Annotated in this window: 20 protein-coding genes and 2 tRNA genes; 12 read left to right on the top strand and 10 right to left on the bottom strand. The window is 35.5% G+C overall.

What is annotated here, in order from left to right; genetic code table 11:
* The 4 genes from AB9K26_RS03980 to AB9K26_RS03965 form a co-directional block, all read right to left on the bottom strand.
* A complete protein-coding gene (locus AB9K26_RS03980) occupies nt 1–1095 on the bottom strand; it encodes a sensor histidine kinase (RefSeq protein WP_369971244.1) in 1095 nt (364 codons plus the stop codon).
* A 63-nt stretch (nt 1096–1158) separates the two neighbouring features.
* Complete coding sequence (locus tag AB9K26_RS03975; RefSeq protein ID WP_369971243.1) at nt 1159–1740, bottom strand: HD domain-containing protein; 582 nt, start codon at nt 1738–1740, stop codon at nt 1159–1161.
* A 16-nt stretch (nt 1741–1756) separates the two neighbouring features.
* Complete coding sequence (locus AB9K26_RS03970) at nt 1757–2362, bottom strand: MCP four helix bundle domain-containing protein (protein ID WP_369971242.1); 606 nt, start codon at nt 2360–2362, stop codon at nt 1757–1759.
* Between the two features lie 224 nt (nt 2363–2586).
* Nucleotides 2587–3018: an Rrf2 family transcriptional regulator gene (locus tag AB9K26_RS03965; protein WP_369971241.1), complete on the bottom strand. Its 432-nt coding sequence runs from the start codon at nt 3016–3018 to the stop codon at nt 2587–2589.
* A gap of 119 nt (nt 3019–3137) precedes the next feature.
* Between AB9K26_RS03965 and AB9K26_RS03960 the strand changes: the two genes are divergently transcribed.
* From AB9K26_RS03960 to AB9K26_RS03905, 12 genes are all read left to right on the top strand, one after another.
* Nucleotides 3138–3617 (top strand): c-type cytochrome, encoded by a 480-nt coding sequence (locus AB9K26_RS03960; protein WP_369971240.1) that lies wholly within the window; start codon nt 3138–3140, stop codon nt 3615–3617.
* A gap of 24 nt (nt 3618–3641) precedes the next feature.
* Nucleotides 3642–4226, top strand: coding sequence for a fasciclin domain-containing protein (locus tag AB9K26_RS03955; protein WP_369971239.1), 585 nt, complete (start codon nt 3642–3644; stop codon nt 4224–4226).
* Nucleotides 4227–4253: 27 nt separating this feature from the next.
* On the top strand, nt 4254–6206 hold the full coding sequence (gene nosZ / locus AB9K26_RS03950; RefSeq protein WP_369971238.1) for a Sec-dependent nitrous-oxide reductase: 1953 nt from the start codon (nt 4254–4256) through the stop codon (nt 6204–6206).
* Between the two features lie 89 nt (nt 6207–6295).
* Complete coding sequence (locus AB9K26_RS03945; protein ID WP_369971237.1) at nt 6296–6904, top strand: hypothetical protein; 609 nt, start codon at nt 6296–6298, stop codon at nt 6902–6904.
* A gap of 5 nt (nt 6905–6909) precedes the next feature.
* Nucleotides 6910–7341: a nitrous oxide reductase accessory protein NosL gene (locus tag AB9K26_RS03940; protein WP_369971236.1), complete on the top strand. Its 432-nt coding sequence runs from the start codon at nt 6910–6912 to the stop codon at nt 7339–7341.
* 6 nt (nt 7342–7347) lie between these two features.
* Nucleotides 7348–8589, top strand: a complete 1242-nt coding sequence (locus AB9K26_RS03935) for a nitrous oxide reductase family maturation protein NosD (protein WP_369971235.1) — start codon at nt 7348–7350, stop codon at nt 8587–8589.
* Complete coding sequence (locus tag AB9K26_RS03930) at nt 8583–9290, top strand: ABC transporter ATP-binding protein (protein WP_369971234.1); 708 nt, start codon at nt 8583–8585, stop codon at nt 9288–9290. The genes AB9K26_RS03935 and AB9K26_RS03930 overlap by 7 nt, the downstream gene beginning before the upstream one ends.
* Nucleotides 9283–10065, top strand: coding sequence for an ABC transporter permease (locus AB9K26_RS03925; protein WP_369971233.1), 783 nt, complete (start codon nt 9283–9285; stop codon nt 10063–10065). The genes AB9K26_RS03930 and AB9K26_RS03925 overlap by 8 nt, the downstream gene beginning before the upstream one ends.
* Nucleotide 10066: 1 nt before the next feature.
* Nucleotides 10067–10498, top strand: a complete 432-nt coding sequence (locus AB9K26_RS03920; RefSeq protein ID WP_369971232.1) for a hypothetical protein — start codon at nt 10067–10069, stop codon at nt 10496–10498.
* Between the two features lie 54 nt (nt 10499–10552).
* The gene (locus tag AB9K26_RS03915; RefSeq protein ID WP_369971231.1) at nt 10553–10948 is read left to right on the top strand and encodes a hypothetical protein; all 396 of its coding nucleotides are present in this window, start codon (nt 10553–10555) and stop codon (nt 10946–10948) included.
* Between the two features lie 97 nt (nt 10949–11045).
* Complete coding sequence (locus tag AB9K26_RS03910; RefSeq protein WP_369971230.1) at nt 11046–11909, top strand: hypothetical protein; 864 nt, start codon at nt 11046–11048, stop codon at nt 11907–11909.
* Between the two features lie 112 nt (nt 11910–12021).
* The gene (locus AB9K26_RS03905) at nt 12022–14025 is read left to right on the top strand and encodes a TonB-dependent receptor plug domain-containing protein (RefSeq protein WP_369971229.1); all 2004 of its coding nucleotides are present in this window, start codon (nt 12022–12024) and stop codon (nt 14023–14025) included.
* Nucleotides 14026–14047: 22 nt separating this feature from the next.
* Here the strand turns inward: AB9K26_RS03905 and AB9K26_RS03900 are convergent, their stop codons facing one another.
* From AB9K26_RS03900 to mutS, 6 genes are all read right to left on the bottom strand, one after another.
* Nucleotides 14048–15187: a hypothetical protein gene (locus AB9K26_RS03900; protein ID WP_369971228.1), complete on the bottom strand. Its 1140-nt coding sequence runs from the start codon at nt 15185–15187 to the stop codon at nt 14048–14050.
* A 141-nt stretch (nt 15188–15328) separates the two neighbouring features.
* Nucleotides 15329–16057 carry an iron-sulfur cluster repair di-iron protein gene (gene ric, locus AB9K26_RS03895; RefSeq protein ID WP_369971227.1) on the bottom strand — a complete coding sequence of 243 codons (729 nt, stop codon included), beginning with the start codon at nt 16055–16057 and terminating at the stop codon, nt 15329–15331.
* A 52-nt stretch (nt 16058–16109) separates the two neighbouring features.
* Nucleotides 16110–16544, bottom strand: a complete 435-nt coding sequence (locus AB9K26_RS03890) for an Rrf2 family transcriptional regulator (protein WP_369971226.1) — start codon at nt 16542–16544, stop codon at nt 16110–16112.
* A 384-nt stretch (nt 16545–16928) separates the two neighbouring features.
* Nucleotides 16929–17013, bottom strand: a tRNA-Leu gene (locus AB9K26_RS03885).
* A 36-nt stretch (nt 17014–17049) separates the two neighbouring features.
* Nucleotides 17050–17121 (bottom strand) — tRNA-Gly (locus AB9K26_RS03880).
* Between the two features lie 94 nt (nt 17122–17215).
* Nucleotides 17216–19828, bottom strand: a complete 2613-nt coding sequence (gene mutS / locus AB9K26_RS03875; RefSeq protein WP_369971225.1) for a DNA mismatch repair protein MutS — start codon at nt 19826–19828, stop codon at nt 17216–17218.
* Nucleotides 19829–19918 lie beyond the last annotated feature (90 nt).

Genomic DNA, 19918 nt, shown 5'->3' with positions numbered 1-19918 from the left:
CTATGAGTCTTTTGGTAATTTTATGATAAAAGTTGCACCTTTCTTAGAATTGTTCTTTGCTACTATCGAACCTTGGTGTGAGGCAACGATACCATGTACAACGCTCAACCCTAAACCAGAGCCATCGCCTTGTGGTTTGGTAGTGAAAAAGGGCTGAAACACTTTATCCATATCTTCTTCTTTAAAGCCCTCACCCTCATCAGAAATAGTTAAAATAATGTCCTTTTTAGAACTTTGGGCACCTATGGTAACTAAGCCATTTTTGGGCGAAAAATAAATAGCATTGATAAGTAAATTAAAAATAATCTGTGTCAACTGTACTGAATCAGCACGTAACCATAGTTCATCTCCTTCAAATATTAGTTTGTAATTTACCTGTTCTTTTTTAAAGGTGGTGTCGAGAAGCTTAATGGCATTTTTTATATTCGGTACAAGATTGATACTTTTTTTCTCCTGTGGCATTTCACAAGCAAAAAACATAAGTTTCTTTACGACTTCCCTTGAGAAAATGGCATTTTGTATAATCTTATCCAAGTCTGAAACTGCTTTTTTATCAGACTTTAAATCGTCTTTTAGTAGTTCAGAAAACCCAAGTATATTGGCCAATGGTGTATTGAGTTCGTGTGCTATACCTGCAGTAATTTCACCCAAAATACTCAAACGGTCAGCATGTTCCATTTGGCGTTTTAAAGAGGCTTCGTTCTTTTGGATTTCTATGCGTTCAAAGAGGTTTCCAATTTTAAGGGCCACATTATCCAATAGGGATTGTTCCTCCTTTAAAAAATTGATTTCCTCGATTTCAGACGTGTTCAAATGAGCAATGATCTTACCATTTACTTCATTGAAAATTTTTATGCTAGAGGTGATAGTTAAATGGTCTTCAGAAAAAGGATTGGTTTCAATAGCCCATGTATCAGATTTAATCAATACATCTGTTTTTTCAGGATATTGAAAGGCTTTTTTCAAACTGAAAGCAATAGCTTTTAGGGTATCTTCAATAAATTCAAAATCGGTATTAGCAATTATGGAAGATACCTCATACAAGCAGGTGAGTTCTTTTATACGTTCTTTTAATGCAGATTCTGTGTTATTCATCTTGCTTTCAATATCTTATATAGTGTATTTTTATTAGATTTTTAGGTTAAATAGACCAACGATTTACGAATAAATAATTTTTGAAACCATTATTTTGTTTTGCTCTAAAACGGTTTTTCCGTAGTTGGTATGGTACTTGTGAGATTCTAAAAATTTATTATTGCTTGCTATCCAATCTTCGTTATAATAGACCAAACCTAATTCCGTTTCCCATTTTGCACGAAGTAATTCCTGAAAGATAGGATAACTTTCATAGGACAAATGAATCAAATCTGCATCACATAAAATTTCTTCTAAGAGATTTTTAGGTCTTTGCGGTAATTCTGTTACTGCTATACAACCTAAAACAAGTTTAATGTTAGCTTTAGAATAGTTTTGCGCTGTCAACCATTTCTTAGCAATTCTTTGACTTACCGCTTCATGACCTTTGTAGCATTCTACATGACCCGAATCGTGAAATGCTGCTGCGAGTAAAACAATTTCTAATTCTTCTTTAGATACATTTTCTTTTCTACTGATTTTCCCTGCACCTTCAAGTACAGTAAGCGTATGATGAAGATTGTGAAACACTCTGCTTTTGGGCTGCTTTTCCAATAAAAGTTGTGCTACATAGACTGAAGCCCGTAATACTATATTATCATTCATATCTTATATTAATACTCTAATTACTTTCAACTTCCGTCGTCATCGCCTTTTTGACTCTATAGAAAAGAGCAAATTGCACAATGAAGCCTATTAATACCAAAAAAACCATCTCAAGAGTGGACATTAAATTATTAGTATCCAAACTCTTTTGTGCTATGCCTACCTTGTACTTACTTTCTGTGAGCTGAATGAGCGCTAAATTGTTTAAATCGGTTTTAATAGCATTAATATTCGATGCTAACATTTTAGTGTTGTCTTTACTCTCATTGGTCTTTAATGTTTCAAAATTTTTCTTTAAATCTTCGAATGTTTTAGACTCTTGAGGTGTGAGTTTAGTGGTTGAAAACACATCAATTAAAGTCGCAAATTCCTTATTTAGATTATTCTGATTATCAGTTTTGCTTGAATCCTTGAGCTGCAATTGTTTTTGGTGCATAATATTGTTCATTTTATACACATAATCTTGTGCAACCACTCTATCTTCATAAACGGTCGTTAATGTATCTTGAACGGTTTCGAAATGTCGCTTATCTATTCTATTAGTAGCAAAAACCAATAGAAATACAACCAGTAGTGCAAATCCTATGTTAATACGGTTAGAAAATGAATTTTTTTTAGACATTGTTTAATGATTTTAAATATTTTTTAACTAAAGCAATAAATTTACCAGAATTAAATTTTATTTTTAAATATTTATAAATCAGATACTTAAAAAATAACCGCCTATTTAATATTGGGTAATATTTACCCGATTGAGACAAATTTACCCATTTTTTTGATTAAAAGGTTAGCAGCTATCTTTTGATTGTAAAATTACCCTAAACATAGTTGTAATTCAAGTTGAAATCACAACGGTAATACGGATTTTCCGCTTAATACATGATTTCTCAATTCTTCCAACGTGGTTAAACGTAAATTTGTGTTGATAATTTGCTTCTCTTTATAAGCCAAATGATGCAAAGAACACGGATTTTCACTATTACATTTTTCTAGACTCAACAAACAGGAATTGATTCGCTCTTCACCATCAACAGCTTCAACAATATCCATTATTTTTGTTTGAAACTGATTTGAACTCAAGTAAAAACCACCCTTTGGCCCCCTTGTTGAAGAGATAATACCTTTTTTAGAAAGCGACTGAAGAATTTTGGCAATGTAAGCCTGCGGCACATTGATAGGCTCTGCTATATCCTTGATAACTAATTTAGCTTCCTTACTCGAATGAATTGCAAGGTATAAACTTGCCTTAATAGCATATTTTGTTGTATTTGAAAACATATTTCGCTTAAAATAGATAAGTTCAAATATAAAAAAGATATTTTTATCTTAAATATGATTTTTGTCATATTTTTTGATGCCTACTTTGGATATTTTTGCTTTAATAAATATAAAATACCATGAAAACAGCTTTAAAATTTACAGCAGTAATATTAACCTCTTTAGCACTAAGTTGTGGAGGAGATAATAAAAAACAAGAAAGCAACTATGGCAAAAAAGCCCCTGTAAAAGTTGAAAAAAAAGAACCTGCCTCTAAGAGAATAAACCTTACCAATAAAGGCGTTGGCCCTATTACCTCAGTGACATTGGAAGCTGAAATCAATACAGATATGGCCGCTCACGGCAAGGAGGTTTACGAAAAAATGTGTACCGCTTGTCATAAAGCTGAGAAAAAATTCATAGGTCCTTCTCCAAAAGGGATTCTAGAGCGTCGAACACCTGAATGGGTCATGAATATGATTTTAAACCCAGAAGTCATGGTTAAAGAGGATGAATTAGCAAGAGATTTGCTTGTAGAATTTAACGGTTCTCCTATGGCCAATCAGAATTTGACTCAAGAGGAAGCTAGAGCTGTTCTTGAATATTTTAGAACACTCTAATTATAGTCTTAATATAAATAAATCATGAAAACACTAATCAAATTATCAATTTTCCTTATCCTTTTGGGATGTTTTTTAGCCTGTAATAATTCGAAAGAATCATCGAAAAACATAACAAACCAAACCGAAAGCAACGAAATTTCCAACGAAAAAACCGGACAAGCTTTTATTAAGGATGAAGGTAGTACACCAAATGCACTTCAATTAGCAATGCAATCACAAGATCACACAACATTAGTAGCAGCCGTAGAGGCTGCTGGTGTAGAAAACGCACTGGTTAATGTAGGACCATTAACAGTTTTTGCACCTAACAATGCAGCATTTGCTAAAATTGACGAAGTTACCCTTAACAACCTTCTAAAACCTGAAAACAAGGGTCAATTAGCTCTCATACTTACAAATCATGTGGCACCAAGTAATTATCCAATTGATATGCTGAAAAAGAATGCCGATAAAAACCGAAAACTTTATATGGCTTCTGGTGAATATATAGAAGTCACTCAACAAAATGGTGACCTATACGTAGGTGGTACAAAAATTATTGCTACAGTAAACGTTAGTAACGGCTGGGTACATGTTGTTGAAGACGTAATTCTCCCAAAAAACTAAAACTATTAACTAAATAAATCATTTAAAATGAAGAAATTAATCAATTACGCATTAGCTCTTGTTGCCTTAATGTTTTTTACCAATTGCGGCGATAACAATAATGCAAAAAATTCTGGTGCTATGTCTGCAAGCAAAGCCGAACAGGTTTATGTAGCACCTGGTGAACACGACGAATATTACGCCTTCTTTTCAGGAGGATATAGCGGAAACATTACAGTAGCTGGTCTGCCTAGTGGTAGAATGTTGAAAGAAATTCCCGTTTTCTCTCAATTTCCAACCTCTGGTTACGGCTATTCTGAAGAAACCAAAGCAATGTTGAACACCTCCTTTGGATTTGTTCCTTGGGGAGATGCCCATCACCCAGATATTTCTCAAACCAATGGTGAATTGGACGGACGATGGATTTTCATTAACGAAAACAACACCCCTAGAATTGCTCGAATAAGCTTAGCTACATTTGAAACTGAAGAAATCATAGAATTACCAAATTCAGCAGGTAATCACGCTTCTTCTTTTGTTACTGAAAACACAGAATACATTGTAGCTGGTACTAGATTTGCCGTACCTAATCCACAACGCGACATGCCTATTAGTGACATGAAAGGTGAATTCAAAGGTCCGCTTTCTTTTGTAAGCATTGCTGAAGATGGAAGAATGAATTTGGAATTTCAGCTTAATATGCCTGGATTTAATTACGATTTGGCACATCCTGGACGTAACAAATCTCATGGTTGGTTTTTCTTTACAAGTTACAATACCGAAGAAGCCAATACTCTAATGGAAGTCAATGCTTCACAAAATGACAAAGATTACATCGCTGCAGTGAACTGGCAAAAAATTGCTGAATACGTCAAGAATGGTGGTGGAAAAAAGGTTTCTGGAACCTATGCTCATAATATTTATGATGAAAAAACACACACTGCTACTTCTACGATCAAAGAAGGTGTAACCATGGTGGACCCTAGAGAAGTTGAAGGTGCTGTGTTTTACATTCCTATTCCAAAATCTCCTCATGGTTGTGATGTAGATCCTTCAGGACAATATATTGTTGGTAGTGGTAAATTATCTACGGACTTAAGTGTTTATGATTTCGATAAAATGATTACAGCGATTGACAACAAGGATTTTGTCGACAATTCTTATGGAATCCCTGTCTTAAGCTATGAAAACACACTTGCTGGAGTCGTTACTCAACCGGGTTTAGGGCCATTACATACTGAGTTTGATGGTAAAGGAAATGCTTACACAACATTTTTTATCTCTTCTGAAGTTGTAAAATGGAGTCTTGAAACCTTTGAGGTTCTTGACAGACAACCTACATTCTACTCTGTTGGTCACTTAATGATTCCAGGAGGAAACTCACGTAAGCCTTTTGGTAAATATTTAGTTGCTCTAAATAAGATTACCAAAGATCGTTACTTACCAACAGGTCCTGAATTAGAGCACTCTGCACAGCTTTATGATATTTCCGGCGATAAAATGGAACTGTTATCAGATTTCCCTACTCATGGCGAGCCTCACTACGCTGCTGGTATACGTGCAGACATCATCAAAAAGAAAAGCAAGAAATACTATGAGTTGTCTGAAAACGAACATCCTTATGTTGCTAAGAACGAATCTGAAGCCAAGGTCACTCGAAACGGCAATGAAGTTCATATAAGAATGACCACTATTCGTAGTCACTTTGCACCTGATAACATTGAGGGCATTAAAGTTGGTGACAAGGTCTATTTCCACATTACCAACCTTGAACAAGATTTTGATGTTCCTCACGGGTTTTCGATTATTGGCGCTAACACTTCAGAAATTCTTGTTATGCCAGGCCAAACCAAAACCATAGTTTGGGAACCAAAACGCGAAGGCGTCTGGCCTTTCTATTGCACGGATTTTTGTTCTGCACTACACCAAGAAATGCAAGGCTACGTTAGAGTATCTGCGAAGAACTCTGACACCCCTTTGAAATACACCCTAGATGAATAAAATGAGTTAAATAGTTTTAGTGTTACAGATTAATTAACTCAAACATGGGCGAGTGTATTGCTCGCCCATAATTTTTAAATGAAGCAAAGATGAAATCCGCTAGTATATTAATGATCATAGGTTCTGCATTGCTTTTAGGTCTATTTGTATTCCCTCTCTGGAGCATAACTTTAGAAGCACCGCAATATCCAAATGGTATAGGCATGAATATTCATTTAGATGGATTAGAAGGTAAGGAAAAACACGATTTACAAAACATTGATGGTCTTAACCATTATATTGGTATGAGTAAATTACCAAAACCTGATGAGATGTGGGAATTTTCAGTATTCCCTACTGTTGTAGGCAGTATGGCATTACTTGGTGTTTGTATTGGTGTTCTGGGGTTTTTTAATAAAGTTTCTCCCAAATGGTTTTTGGGATGGCTTATTTTAATGATTATATTGGGCATATTGGGTATGTACGATTTTAATGCATGGATGACAGACTATGGAACGAACTTAGACCCAAAGGCAATCATGAAAATGACAGATGCAGAGGGTAATCCGTTAAGCTATAAGCCACCGCTCTTTGGCACAAGACATATATTGAATTTTGTAGCACATTCGTACCCACATACAGGCGCTTACATGATGGGGTCTGGAATGCTATTGACGTTCGTAGCCTATTGGATTGGCAATAAAAAATCACATAAGTAAAAAGCATGAAACGATTTACTCTTTTAATTGTTATTTGTATATTTTTAAATTGCAGTAAAGATCCACAACCCATAAACTATGGGTCAGATATGTGCCATTTCTGTCAAATGACAATCGTTACAAAAACTCATGCCGCACAAATGGTAACTGACAAGGGCAAACAATATAAGTTTGATGCCATTGAATGCATGATTCACTTTTTGGAAGACAAGAAGGATCTTGAAAAAGAGAGCAACTTACTAATTGCGAATTATGACAATCCCGGTACAATGATCAATGCCAAAACTGCGGGTTATCTTATTTGTGATGAAATTACAAGCCCTATGGGAGCCAATCTTTCAGGCTTCAAATCAATGGATATGGCTCGAAAAAAGATAAACAGCAATTCGTCACAATATTTTGATTGGGATGGCATATGCCGTAAACTCAATAAATAATAATTTATGAGATGTGTTTTTCAAATTGCTCTTTTTTTAAGCATAAGCTACTTTGTATCGGCAACCAATAAAACCGTTTGCAACACTGGCTGTGATTTTAATTCAATTCAGACAGCGGTGGACAATTCTAAAAGCGGAGACTCTCTTTTTATAAAGGCTGGATTGTACAAAGAATCCAATATTGTTATCTATAAAAAATCGCTATATATCTCAGGAGAAGCAGGTACAATCATAGACACCGAGAACAAGGGCTACGGCTTCTCTGTTGAAGCCACCGATATCGTTATAAAAAACCTAGCGATCAAAAACATCAAAGTAAGCTATACAAAGGAGTTTGCAGGTATTTTACTTTTTAAATCTTATGATTTTCTCATTGAAAACATTACAGTTGAAAATGCATTTTTTGGTTTCTTAATCCAAAAATCAAAAGATGGCATCATCAAGAACAACACTATTTCCGGTGAAGGCAAAGCTGAAGCAGATTCTGGAAATGCTATTCATTTATGGCACTGCGAAAATGTAAAAATCGTTGATAACGACGTTAGACGTATGCGAGATGGAATCTATCTGGAATTCGGAAATAGCAGCTATATTGCCAATAACTATTCTACAGAGAATATGCGTTATGGACTTCATTTTATGTTCTCAAACGACAATACTTATGAAAACAATACATTTGAAGCCAATGGTGCTGGTGTAGCTGTGATGTTTTCTAAGCACATAAAAATGTTCAGTAATATTTTCAAAAAAAATTGGGGAACAGCATCATACGGAATACTGTTAAAAGAGATCAATGATGCCGAATTAAAACATAATATTTTTGAAGACAATACCATTGGTATTAATGCAGATGGCACTAACCGAATTACTTACACCGAAAACATCTTTAAAAATAATGGTTATGCTATTAAAGTTCATGGTGCCTGCTACGACAATATCTATTCGCGCAATAATTTCCTTTACAATTCTTTTGACCTCTCCTATTCAGGAAAACTGAATAGCAATAAGTTTGAGAATAACTATTGGAGCAATTACACTGGATATGATTTAGATAAAGATGGTATTGGTGATGTGCCTTACAGACCCGTTAAGTTATTTTCATATTTGGTAAATCGAACACCGGAAAGTATTGTGCTTTTGCGAAGTTTATTCATTGATGTCATCGACTTTTCAGAAAAAGTTTCTCCAGTACTTACGCCAGAAAACTTAATTGACAACAAACCTCTAATGCATCAGGTCACATGGTAGAAATTACTGATTTACAAAAAGCATTTGGAAAAAACCAAGTACTCAATGGGATTGACCTTACCATAAATAAAGGCGGGATTTTTGCCGTATTAGGACCAAATGGTTCAGGGAAAACCACCATTATAAAAAGTGTTTTAGGGATGGTCATTCCAGATGGTGGAGATATAAAGGTTTTCGATACCAATATCAAAAGAAATTCAAGCTATAGAAAGAAAATAGACTATTTGCCACAAATTGCAAATTTCCCTAGCAATCTTAAGGTTATAGAGCTAATTAAAATGATCAAGGACCTTAGAGGTCAAACCGATAAGGATAAAGAATTGATTGAAATCTTTAGGCTACAGCCCTTCTTATACAAAAAGCTGGGCACTCTATCGGGTGGCACTAAACAAAAAGTTAATATACTTCTCACCTTTATGTTTGATAGTCCAATAATAATTATGGATGAGCCCACAACAGGTCTTGACCCGATTTCCTTGATTCGTCTAAAGGAGTTGATCACTAGAGAAAAGAAAAAAGGCAAGGCCATTTTAATCACGTCTCATATTATGAGTTTCGTTGAGGAAGTGGCCGATGAAATTGTGTTTATCCTCGAAGGAAAAATATACTTCAAGGGAAGCATTGAAGATCTAAAAAACAAAACCAAACAAGTTGATTTTGAACACGCCATTGCTAATATATTAAAAGAAAACCATGCTTAAGATTTTAAAATACAGTTTTTATGATTTAATGCGAAGCAGTTGGAGTTATGTTTACTTGGCATTTTATTTACTACTAGGTATTGTACTTCTTTTTCTCAACAATGATTTATCTAAAGCTGTTATCACACTCATGAATGTGATTATTGTTTTAGTCCCACTCATCGGTACAATTTTTGGGGTGATGTATTATTATAATTCAAAAGAATTCACAGAATTATTACTGGCTCAACCTGTGCAACGGTCTTCCATTTTTTTGGGACAGTATCTAGGTGTCGCTTTATCACTTTCAATGAGTCTCATTTTAGGACTTGGACTACCATTTGTAATTTATGGGTTATTTAAATCGAACGCCATATGGGATTTTTCCTTATTACTTATTGTGGGTGTGTTCCTAACATTTATTTTCAGTGCATTGGCATTTAACATTGCCTTATCTAACGAAAATAAAATAAAAGGCTTTGGCTATGCCATATTGATGTGGTTATTCCTTGCAATTATTTACGACGGGCTATTCTTAATGTCGCTGATCCTATTTGAAGATTACCCATTGGATAAGGTATCCTTAATTGGAACCATGTTAAACCCTATAGACTTGTCAAGAACATTAATTTTACTAAAACTAGATATTTCCGCCTTATTGGGATACACTGGTGCTGTATTTAAACAGTTCTTTGGCACTTCCTTTGGCTTGATCATATCATTAATCACTTTGATCTTATGGGTAACCTTGCCCGTTTTAAGAATTGTCTACAAATCGAAGAAAAAAGATTTTTAAAATGCCTACAAAAAAACCTATTCAGATTCTACTTTTGCTCGTTTGCATAGCTGTTTTAGGATGCAAACAAAATAAGAACAACATAACAGAAACCTTATTCGAGCTGGAAGGACTGGCGCTTAACAATGGAGAAAAATGGATCGTCAATGAGGAAACCCACAAGGGAATGATGCGCATAGATTCGATTTTAAAAGCAAGTACTGAAACAACAGATGTCAAAACCTTGGGAAATGCCCTCTCAAAGCAAACAAGTTACATTATCAAAAACTGTGACATGAAGGGCGACCCTCATGATCAGCTACACATTGTTTTGGTTCCAATACTTGAAGAAATTTCGGAATTAAGAGATATAGGTGACTCTAAAGCGGCAGCGATTAGAAAAAAACGACTACAGTTTCTAGTTGCCAAATATTTTGAGTTTTTTAAAATTTGACACCAAATGATAAAAATCAGTTTATTTAAGACATTTTTGTCTTAATTTTGTATTGTGATAGAACAAATACTACATAAAGTCATTGCATTGACGCTTTCCACAGTACTCATGGCAAGCAATATCAATACTATAGTTATTGTCTCCGATTTTGTGATAAACCAAGATTATATAGCCCAAACCTTATGTATTCAAAAGGAAGAACAAAAAGGTTGCAACGGTAAATGCCAATTGCGAAAAGAACTGTCGCAAAACAATACTGAATCATCATCTGAAACACCATTTCAAGAGCAAAAACCTCTCGTTTTGGATATTTTCTTTGTGACTTGCATTAACGAAATTAAAATGCCGTATTTGGCCCTTCTGTCTAGACAACACATGACGTCTTATTATACGCCTAAGACCATTCAAATGTATCTCGATATAGATACACCTCCTCCCAATTTCTATTAGTTTTTTAGCATAAAAATCATTTGATTTGATTCCAATTCTTACTTCAATATACAAGTAAGCTAAAGAATCCCTAGTCTAATATTAAAACTAAAATATCATGAAATCAATACAATTTATATACAAATTAATACCCATAATATTATTAACTGTTTTTGCTACGTCATGTTCTAATGATAATGAGGATGACAATCCCACACTTACAAGTGAAGTTGACGGACTTTCAAAGATTCAAGACTTCACCAATGCCAACCATACTATTGAACTATTCAATAAAAACGGAATGTTCGAAACAGGATACAATGCCATAAGCCTTAGAGTTAAAGACAACGCCACAAATACCTATCTCGAAAATGTTTCCTTATCGTGGATGCCTGTAATGCAAATGCCAACAATGCAGCACTCTTGTCCAAAATCCAACATTACAAAAGCTTTGGGAAAAAATACCATTTATGAAGGCTTTATCATTTACCAAATGACTAATGCTGATGGCTCAGGTTGGTCACTTACCGTAGATTACAACATCAATGGTGAAGCATACAGTATGACGGAAACTATTGAAGTAATGCAATACGAAAACCAAAATGTTACAAGCTTTATGGGTTCTGATAACACACGCTATATCCTAGCTTTAATAGAGCCTAAAAATCCAAGAATTGCCATTAATCAAATGAAAGTAGGTTTGTTTAAAATGGAAAACATGATGACATTTCCAGTGGTTGAAAGTTATACTATTGCATTAGACCCACGTATGCCTGGTATGGGTAATCACAGCTCGCCAAATAATACTGATTTATCCTTTAACAGTACTGATGGCTTATATTACGGAGACTTATCATTAACCATGACAGGTTACTGGATGCTAAACCTAAAGCTTTTAAATGCTGAAGACGAAGTATTAAAAGGTGAGGATGTATCTGAACAAAACGAGTCCAGTAGCCTTTACTTAGAGCTTGAGTTTTAAAGACCCGCTTCAGTTTCAAAAATAAATCCCTGTAGAGTTTTAAGTCGAGAGTTAAAACAACTCTCGGCTACACTCTTCAAAAGAAACCTTATAACCTTAAAACATGTTAGCTATGAAACAGCTAATCTTCATAATCCTTTATGGCATGTTCTTTAACCATGGATTTTCGCAAGAGAAAACAGTTAAGGAAACTGAAAATGACACCACGAAACTCGAAGAGGTCGTTATTGTTACTAGAAGAAAGTTAAGTAACAAAAGACAAGAAAAAACCTTATCCAGTATTGATGACTATTTAGAGAAATCCAATAAGATTACCATGATAAAACGAGGTAACTACGCTTGGGAGCCAGCCATTAACAATATGGTTAGTGACCGTTTGGTCGTTACCATTGATGGTATGCAAATTTTTGGTGCCTGTACCGATAAAATGGATCCTATTACCTCTTATGTGGACGTTTCCAATTTGGAAAAGGTGACCATAGGTTCTGGTCAATCAGGAACAGAGAACGGACACTGTGTTGGTGGTGGTATCGATCTCAAACTTCCCGCATCCAAGTTTAATGGTTCAGGACTAAAAACGAGTACCGATTTAGGTTATGAAACAAATGGCAATTTTTTTGCTACGGGTCTGGATCTGGAATACACAGGGAATAGGTTTTATATTAGTGCAGATGGCATATTCAGGAAATCTGACAACTACAAAGCGGGCGGAAATAAAGAAGTGATGTTCTCCCAATTCCAAAAATTTAATATGTCGTTGCAATCGGGCTACAAATTTTCTGAAACACAACACATTGATACTAACATCATTTATGACAAAGCTACAGACGTTGGTTATCCTGCCTTGCCCATGGATGTCTCATTAGCGGAAGCTCTAATTACTTCGCTAACGCACTATTACCGACCAGAAGAAACAAGCTTGAAATCTTTGGAAACCAAACTTTACTTTAATACCATCACGCACATCATGGACGATAGCAATCGACTAGATGTACCCATTAGAATGGATATGCCAGGCTGGAGCGATACGTATGGATTTTATAGCAAAGCCGATTTTCTCAAGAAAAACCACCACTTAACCTTCAATGTCAACGGTTTTTATAATAGGTCTCTGGCAGAGATGACCATGTTTTCAAACAACCCAAATGAACCGGACATGTTTATGCTCACTTGGCCAGATATTAGAACCCTATACACAGGCGTTTTTGCTAAGGATGATTGGCATATTAATGACGCTAATGTTCTGTCTTCAACATTGCGATTAGGATACCATAGCAATAGAATAGCTGATGAGGTTGGTGTGGAAAGCCTTCAAATCTTTCATCCTGATATCGATGATCAACAACAGCGATTTCTCTTGAGTTTATCATCGGCATTTACCATTCAAAATGACAAAAAAAAGATGTCTTTTGGACTAGGTTACGGTGAACGTACTCCTTCCGTTAGTGAAGGTTACGGATTCTTCCTCTTTAATAGTTTTGATAACTTTGACTACATTGGAAATCCAAATCTAAAAAACGAAAAAGCCCTGGAAACCAATTTCAGTTACACTCAAACTTTTGGCAATTTACAGCTAGGCATAGAGAGTTCATATTTCTATATTTCAGATTATATTATTGGCGAAATCGCACCAAACATAAGCTCAATGACAATTGGCGCTAATGGTGTGCGAATTTACGAGGCTTTAGACCATGCTTCAATTTTTGACATTTATCTTAATGGAAGTTATACGTTTTCAGACCATTTATCTGCCAACACCAGTATTGGGTATAATTACGGAAAAGGAAGCAATGGCAAATTTTTACCGCTAATAAGACCCTTTAGTTACTTTGCAGAACTGAATTACAAAAAACAACATTTTAACGTCGCATTACAGCTTGAAGGCAATGGCAATCAAAGTCAATTCAGTAGTTTTTACGGTGAAAATGAAACGGCTTCATACGCCGTTTTGAATCTCAACATGGGAAATGCCTTTTATGGTAAATACGGACGGACTATTTTAAAATACGGTATAGAAAACATTTTGGACACTAATTATTCTACGTTTGCAGACTGGAATAATATTCCTAGACAAGGAAGAAACTTTTATATTAATATTTCTTATTTGCTTCCTTAGCAATCAAATGATGACCTGTATATTAATCTTTAAAAGATGATGTAAACGTACCCATTAGAATACAAAGAATACCAGAGGCAAGAAAAGTACTTGCCCAAAACAAAAACCCATGGTAATGATTCATCCCTTGATTTTTCAGATAATATCCTAGAGCTTGGTAGAAAATAATAAATTCAGTGGTGACAAATCCAAAGTAAAATAAATAAAAACCCCATTGTATGATTTTACGGTTCTGAGATTGGAGATTTTTTAATAGTGATGCCAACAACAAACCGGTAATAACACCCAGCATTGCCAAATGAATATACCCAACAATAAAATTTCGATACTGGTACAGTTCTCCTGCTAATTCTGGAATTAAGGACACGCCCTGGGTCAAGACCTTGAACAGCAGACTACAGAATACAAACGCATAAGTTAGAACACCTAAGTATGACCAACTAGATCTAGAGCTCTTAACTTTAACATAAATCAACCTGAGTAACATAATAACTGCAACCCATTGTATAACCACACCAAAACCGTTACTATAGATTAAGGCCATATGAGGTTGAAACCAGTGAATTGGCAATGCAACAGTTGCTATTGTAGACAGGATTAATAAAAGATGAAATGACTTGAACAATCTATTGTTCTCTATATTCAATTGTTTTATCAATAAAGCCAAAGCACCAAACAGAAACCAGCCATTAAACTGAAAGTGGAGAAAGCCTTGAATGGCAATGTCGTAGTATGTTGAACCGCTACCATATATGGCAATAATTGGACCTAAGGACCACACACCAATAGTAGATATCAGCATAAAAATCAATGCAGATTTTAACATCACTGTTGATGCATCAGTACTATTATTTACATCTTTCCATATCCAGAATGCAAACACATAACTGCACAATATGTGCAAGGTGGAAAAGCTTATGGATACCACACCATATCCTTGAAAAGGAAAACTTAAGAGCATGCCTAAAACCGCAATTTGTGTCACCCAAAAAAGTCGTATGTATTTTTTTCGATGTTGTTCAACAAAAATGAAAATCACAAAGGTAAAAAGCATTAAGTATACCCAACCCAACATGGCCACGTGTGAATGTGCGTGAGTGAGATATCTGTAATTAACATTGAAACTACCGAATGATGTGTAACGTAGGGTAAGTCCTAACAATGACGCTATAAAAAAATTAACTAGACAAATCAGACTTAGTTTTTTAAGCACAGTTCTTTAGTTTTTGTTACTGTTAAAATTAAAAAGAAAATCCCAGACACAGCAACGCTTTGGGATTTAACTAAGGTTTAGTTTTAAAGTTTATTTGAGTGCATTTTCTAGTTTAATTGCATTTGGGAACAGAATATTATTTTCTAAATGAATGTGTAAATGCAGATCCTTCTCAAACTCATCTAACATAGCATACGTAACTCTGAATGTATTACAGGCATCTGCTGGAGGAGTATAGTCGTTTGTTAACTCTGCTATTAGTCTAAAACGCTGGCCTTCATTATCGTGTTCATGCATCATCATAGCAATTGGGTTTTCAACAGTTCCAAATTGCGGTGACTCGATTACTGTGTGTCTTAGTTTAGCTTCGACCATGCGTTTCACAAAAGGGAAAAGAATAAGCTCTTCTTTTTTCATATGAGATACCAATTCTCCAGCCGAAGTGGTAAAAAGTTCGCGGATTTTAATAAGTTCTGGATGTCTCGTGCCATGCACTTTACAGAGCTTATCAAGAAACTGGCGAAGTACAGGTATTGTTTCCTCAACATACCTATGGTGCTTTTTTTCAATATAATCTATGAGCAGATCCAAAGGCCATGACTGATAATCAATGGTTTCTTCAGAAACAGTATTTAATATCGAATGTAATTCTTCTGTTACCCTTGTTTCATCAAGACCTTTTGCTTTACACGCTTCTGATACAGTACGATTCCCATTACAGCAAAAATCAATTTTGAACTTGGAAAATACTGCGGCAGTTCTAAAATCTTCTGCCACGTAAGCTCCTATTTGTTTCTCATTGTTCGTTGTGAGTTCCATATTATTAGTTTTTTAATTCGGATGATTTTATCTTATTTAAGTTTAAATTTTTTTATGTTTTTAGGAAAGCGTCACCTGTTTCAATGCCTACTGCCAATTGCTCCAAATTAGTAGTTTTTAAAAGTTGCTTCAAATCTTCCCTAATTGCTTTATATTGCTCATGTACAGGACAAGGATGATTTTCGTTGCATACATCCAATCCTAACCCGCAACCATTGTATATTTTATCTCCATCGATAACTTCAACAATTTGGGATAATGAAATCTCAGCTATTTTAGCTTGTTCAATTTCGAAACCACCATAGGCTCCTCTGTACGACGCAACCAAATTGCTTTTAACTAAATCTTGCATAATTTTAGCTGTAAAAGCAACTGGAGAATTTATTTGATCAGCGATTTGTTTTGGCGTCACACGTTCATTTCGCATGGAACTTTTTGCGACAAAAATACAAGCCTTAATAGCATATTCACAAGCCTTTGAAAACATGTTTTTAAATTATTGTACAAAGTTAAGAAATAATATTTTAATTCGGATATATTTATCTTATTTAAGTGATATATTGATCCCTATAAGCCTGAGTAATCAAACAATTATAATAAATAACCTCATAAATCGGGTACATCAAATTAACACGTCATTATAACGTATCGAATATTGTTAATAGTTTCAAATAGAATAAAAAAAGGGACAAACCTTACAGTTTATCCCTTTGTACTGAAGACGGGGAATGCCTTTGGCGAGTTCCTTATCAACATCTTGAGAAAAGCTAAACTTAAGTTTTTTATTTTGCTTTCAAAGTTCCTACGGAAGCAAGCTCCCGGTAATTTTGAAAACAAAAAAGCCGAAACATGAGTTTCGGCTTTTCATCTGTACTGAAGACGGGACTTGAACCCGTACGTCCTAAACGGACATTGGATTTTAAGTCCAACGTGTCTACCAATTCCACCACTTCAGCATTATAGTCACGACTTGACTAGTATATGGTGTGTAGAGCGAAAGACGGGATTTGAACCCGCGACCCTCACCTTGGCAAGGTGATGCTCTACCCCTGAGCTACTTTCGCATTAGCAATGTATAAGAACGTTCTCTTTATTGCGAGGGCAAATTTAAGACTTTTATCAGAAAAGCAAAGCCTTTTTTTAAAAAAACTATAATTTTTAAGCCTGTTTCTTTTTCAAGAGCATACGCTTGATTTCATTTAGCTTCATCAAGGCTTCAACTGGAGTTAAGGTGTCAATATCAATCGTTACGATTTCTTCACGAATTTGTTCCAAAAGCGGATCATCTAAATTGAAAAAACTCAATTGCATGTCATTATCCAATGTCTTTACCTTATCGGTCAACTCTTCACTAGAATGTGATTTTTCCAATTGTTTCAATATTTTCTTTGCCCGATGAATGACTTGCTGCGGCATACCTGCCATCTTCGCGACATGAATACCAAAACTGTGCTCGCTTCCACCTTCAACCAGTTTTCTTAGAAACAAAACATTGTCATCCAATTCCTTAACTGAAACATTGAAATTTTTAATCCGATCAAAAGTCTCCGTCATCTCATTCAATTCATGATAATGCGTAGCAAACAAGGTCTTTGCTTTAGATGGATGCTCGTGTAAATACTCACTAATGGCCCATGCAATGGAAATCCCGTCATAAGTACTAGTGCCTCTTCCGATTTCATCAAGTAACACCAAGCTTCGCTCAGAAATATTATTCAAAATGGAAGCGGTTTCGTTCATCTCGACCATAAAAGTTGATTCACCCATGGAAATATTATCACTAGCGCCTACACGTGTAAAGATCTTATCGACCAATCCGATAGTTGCCGCTTCTGCTGGAATAAAACTTCCCATTTGAGCTAACAACACAATTAAAGCCGTTTGACGTAAAATAGCCGATTTACCAGACATGTTCGGACCAGTAATCATGATGATTTGTTGCTGTTCACGATCTAAATACACATCGTTCGCAATGTAAGGCTCACCAAGTGGTAATTGTTTTTCAATCACTGGATGGCGACCATTTTTGATATCTAAGATGTAATCTTCAGTGATGCTCGGACGCACATAATGATGGTCTGAGGCCAACTTTGAAAATCCACAAAGACAATCCAATTGAGCAATCAAACTAGCATTTTTTTGAACTGGCTTGATAAACTGAACCATCCAGTTGACCAGCTCAGAAAAAAGTTGCTGCTCAATGAGTAAAATACGCTCTTCAGCACCTAAAATCTTAGCCTCGTACTCTTTTAACTCTTCAGTAATATAACGTTCTGCACTGACTAAGGTTTGCTTTCTAATCCAGTCTTCAGGTACTTTATCTTTATGTGTATGTCGCACTTCAATATAATAGCCGAACACATTGTTTGAAGCAATTTTAAGTGAAGTAATTCCTGTTCGTTGGGATTCACGCTCAAGCATGTCATCTAAATACTCCTTGCTCGAAGTGGATAGCTCTCTAAGTTCTTTTAGCTCTGCTGAAAAATCTGATGAAATCGTATGTCCTTTTTGAATATTAACAGGCGCCTCTTCGTTTAAAGTTTGTTTGATAAGCTCACGGAGTTCTTCACAACCATCCATCTGCTCTCCTAAAGCTTTTAAGGATGCGTTTTTCGATTGGCTCGCAAGTGCCTTTACAGGCACAATAGCTTCCAAGGCGTTTTTGAGCTGCACCACTTCCCTCGGATTGATCTTGGCAGTGGCTACCTTGGAAATCAATCGTTCAATATCTCCTATTTGCTTAAGCTGATTTTGAAACTTAGTACGCAAATTCTGATCCTCATTAAGAAACGCTACAACATCATGTCGCTGTTCAATGGCTTTAAGATCGACCAAAGGCAATGCCAACCAACGCTTGAGTAAGCGTCCGCCCATTGGCGAGATGGTTTTATCAATAACATCTATTAATGTGACTGCATTTTGATTAGAAGAATGGTACAATTCCAAATTCTTGATGGTGAATCGATCCATCCAAACATAATCGCCTTTTACCAATCGTTGTATAGACGTAATGTGTTCTAATTTATGGTGTTGCGTTTCACCTAAATAATGAAGGATTGCTCCAGAAGCCACAATACCTTCATAAAGGTCGTCAATACCGTAACCTTTGAGGGATTTTGTATTGAAATGTTTTAGTAAGGTTTCATTGGCATAATCATCTTGAAATACCCAATCTTCCATATAAAAGACATGGAAATCATTTCCAAAAACCTCAGCAAATTTTAAACGGTTGGGTTTAGACACCAAAACCTCACTAGGTTTGAAATTCTGAAGCAGTTTATCAATGTATTCGGCATTTCCTTGGGCAATAAAGAATTCGCCAGTTGAAACATCTAAAAACGATATCCCTAAATACTTTGAGGTAACATGAACGGAAGCCAAAAAGTTATTCTGCTTCGAATGTAAAATATCATCATTTAAGGCTACACCAGGCGTTACTAATTCAGTAACACCTCGTTTCACAATCGTCTTGGTTTGCTTTGGATCTTCAAGCTGATCACAAATAGCGACACGACAACCAGCTTTGACCAATTTAGGCAAGTAACTATTTAAGGAGTGATGTGGAAAACCAGCCAATTCTGTTTCACTGTCGCTTCCAGCGCCACGCTTCGTTAAAACAATGTCAAGAATATCTGAAGCCTTCACGGCATCGCTACCAAATGTTTCATAAAAATCACCCACACGAAACAACAACAAGGCATCAGGATACTTAGCTTTAATAGCATTGTACTGCTTCATTAAAGGGGTTTCTTTTTTTGCTTTCTTCGCCAAGGGTTTATCTTTTTTAATTGGTATTTTTGTCTCAACGACAAGATTGCTAATGTACTTATATTTTAAGGCTTTATAAAGTGTAAAACAAAG

Origin of the sequence: Psychroserpens sp. XS_ASV72 (genome assembly GCF_041224425.1) — a bacterium.
Lineage (GTDB): Bacteria > Bacteroidota > Bacteroidia > Flavobacteriales > Flavobacteriaceae > Psychroserpens.
This window is presented reverse-complemented; position numbering and strand designations above follow the sequence as displayed.

Excerpts from the sequence above, each read along its gene's own strand:
- ric (WP_369971227.1), bottom strand. The coding sequence starts at position 16,057 with ATGGAACTCACAACGAACAATGAGAAACAAATAGGAGCTTACGTGGCA.
- AB9K26_RS03920 (WP_369971232.1), top strand. The coding sequence starts at position 10,067 with ATGCCTACAAAAAAACCTATTCAGATTCTACTTTTGCTCGTTTGCATA.
- AB9K26_RS03925 (WP_369971233.1), top strand. The coding sequence starts at position 9,283 with ATGCTTAAGATTTTAAAATACAGTTTTTATGATTTAATGCGAAGCAGT.
- AB9K26_RS03975 (WP_369971243.1), bottom strand. The coding sequence starts at position 1,740 with ATGAATGATAATATAGTATTACGGGCTTCAGTCTATGTAGCACAACTT.
- AB9K26_RS03980 (WP_369971244.1), bottom strand. The coding sequence starts at position 1,095 with ATGAATAACACAGAATCTGCATTAAAAGAACGTATAAAAGAACTCACC.
- AB9K26_RS03960 (WP_369971240.1), top strand. The coding sequence starts at position 3,138 with ATGAAAACAGCTTTAAAATTTACAGCAGTAATATTAACCTCTTTAGCA.
- AB9K26_RS03940 (WP_369971236.1), top strand. The coding sequence starts at position 6,910 with ATGAAACGATTTACTCTTTTAATTGTTATTTGTATATTTTTAAATTGC.
- AB9K26_RS03945 (WP_369971237.1), top strand. The coding sequence starts at position 6,296 with ATGAAATCCGCTAGTATATTAATGATCATAGGTTCTGCATTGCTTTTA.
- AB9K26_RS03955 (WP_369971239.1), top strand. The coding sequence starts at position 3,642 with ATGAAAACACTAATCAAATTATCAATTTTCCTTATCCTTTTGGGATGT.
- AB9K26_RS03935 (WP_369971235.1), top strand. The coding sequence starts at position 7,348 with ATGAGATGTGTTTTTCAAATTGCTCTTTTTTTAAGCATAAGCTACTTT.
- AB9K26_RS03910 (WP_369971230.1), top strand. The coding sequence starts at position 11,046 with ATGAAATCAATACAATTTATATACAAATTAATACCCATAATATTATTA.
- nosZ (WP_369971238.1), top strand. The coding sequence starts at position 4,254 with ATGAAGAAATTAATCAATTACGCATTAGCTCTTGTTGCCTTAATGTTT.
- AB9K26_RS03965 (WP_369971241.1), bottom strand. The coding sequence starts at position 3,018 with ATGTTTTCAAATACAACAAAATATGCTATTAAGGCAAGTTTATACCTT.
- AB9K26_RS03890 (WP_369971226.1), bottom strand. The coding sequence starts at position 16,544 with ATGTTTTCAAAGGCTTGTGAATATGCTATTAAGGCTTGTATTTTTGTC.
- AB9K26_RS03905 (WP_369971229.1), top strand. The coding sequence starts at position 12,022 with ATGAAACAGCTAATCTTCATAATCCTTTATGGCATGTTCTTTAACCAT.
- AB9K26_RS03930 (WP_369971234.1), top strand. The coding sequence starts at position 8,583 with ATGGTAGAAATTACTGATTTACAAAAAGCATTTGGAAAAAACCAAGTA.
- AB9K26_RS03970 (WP_369971242.1), bottom strand. The coding sequence starts at position 2,362 with ATGTCTAAAAAAAATTCATTTTCTAACCGTATTAACATAGGATTTGCA.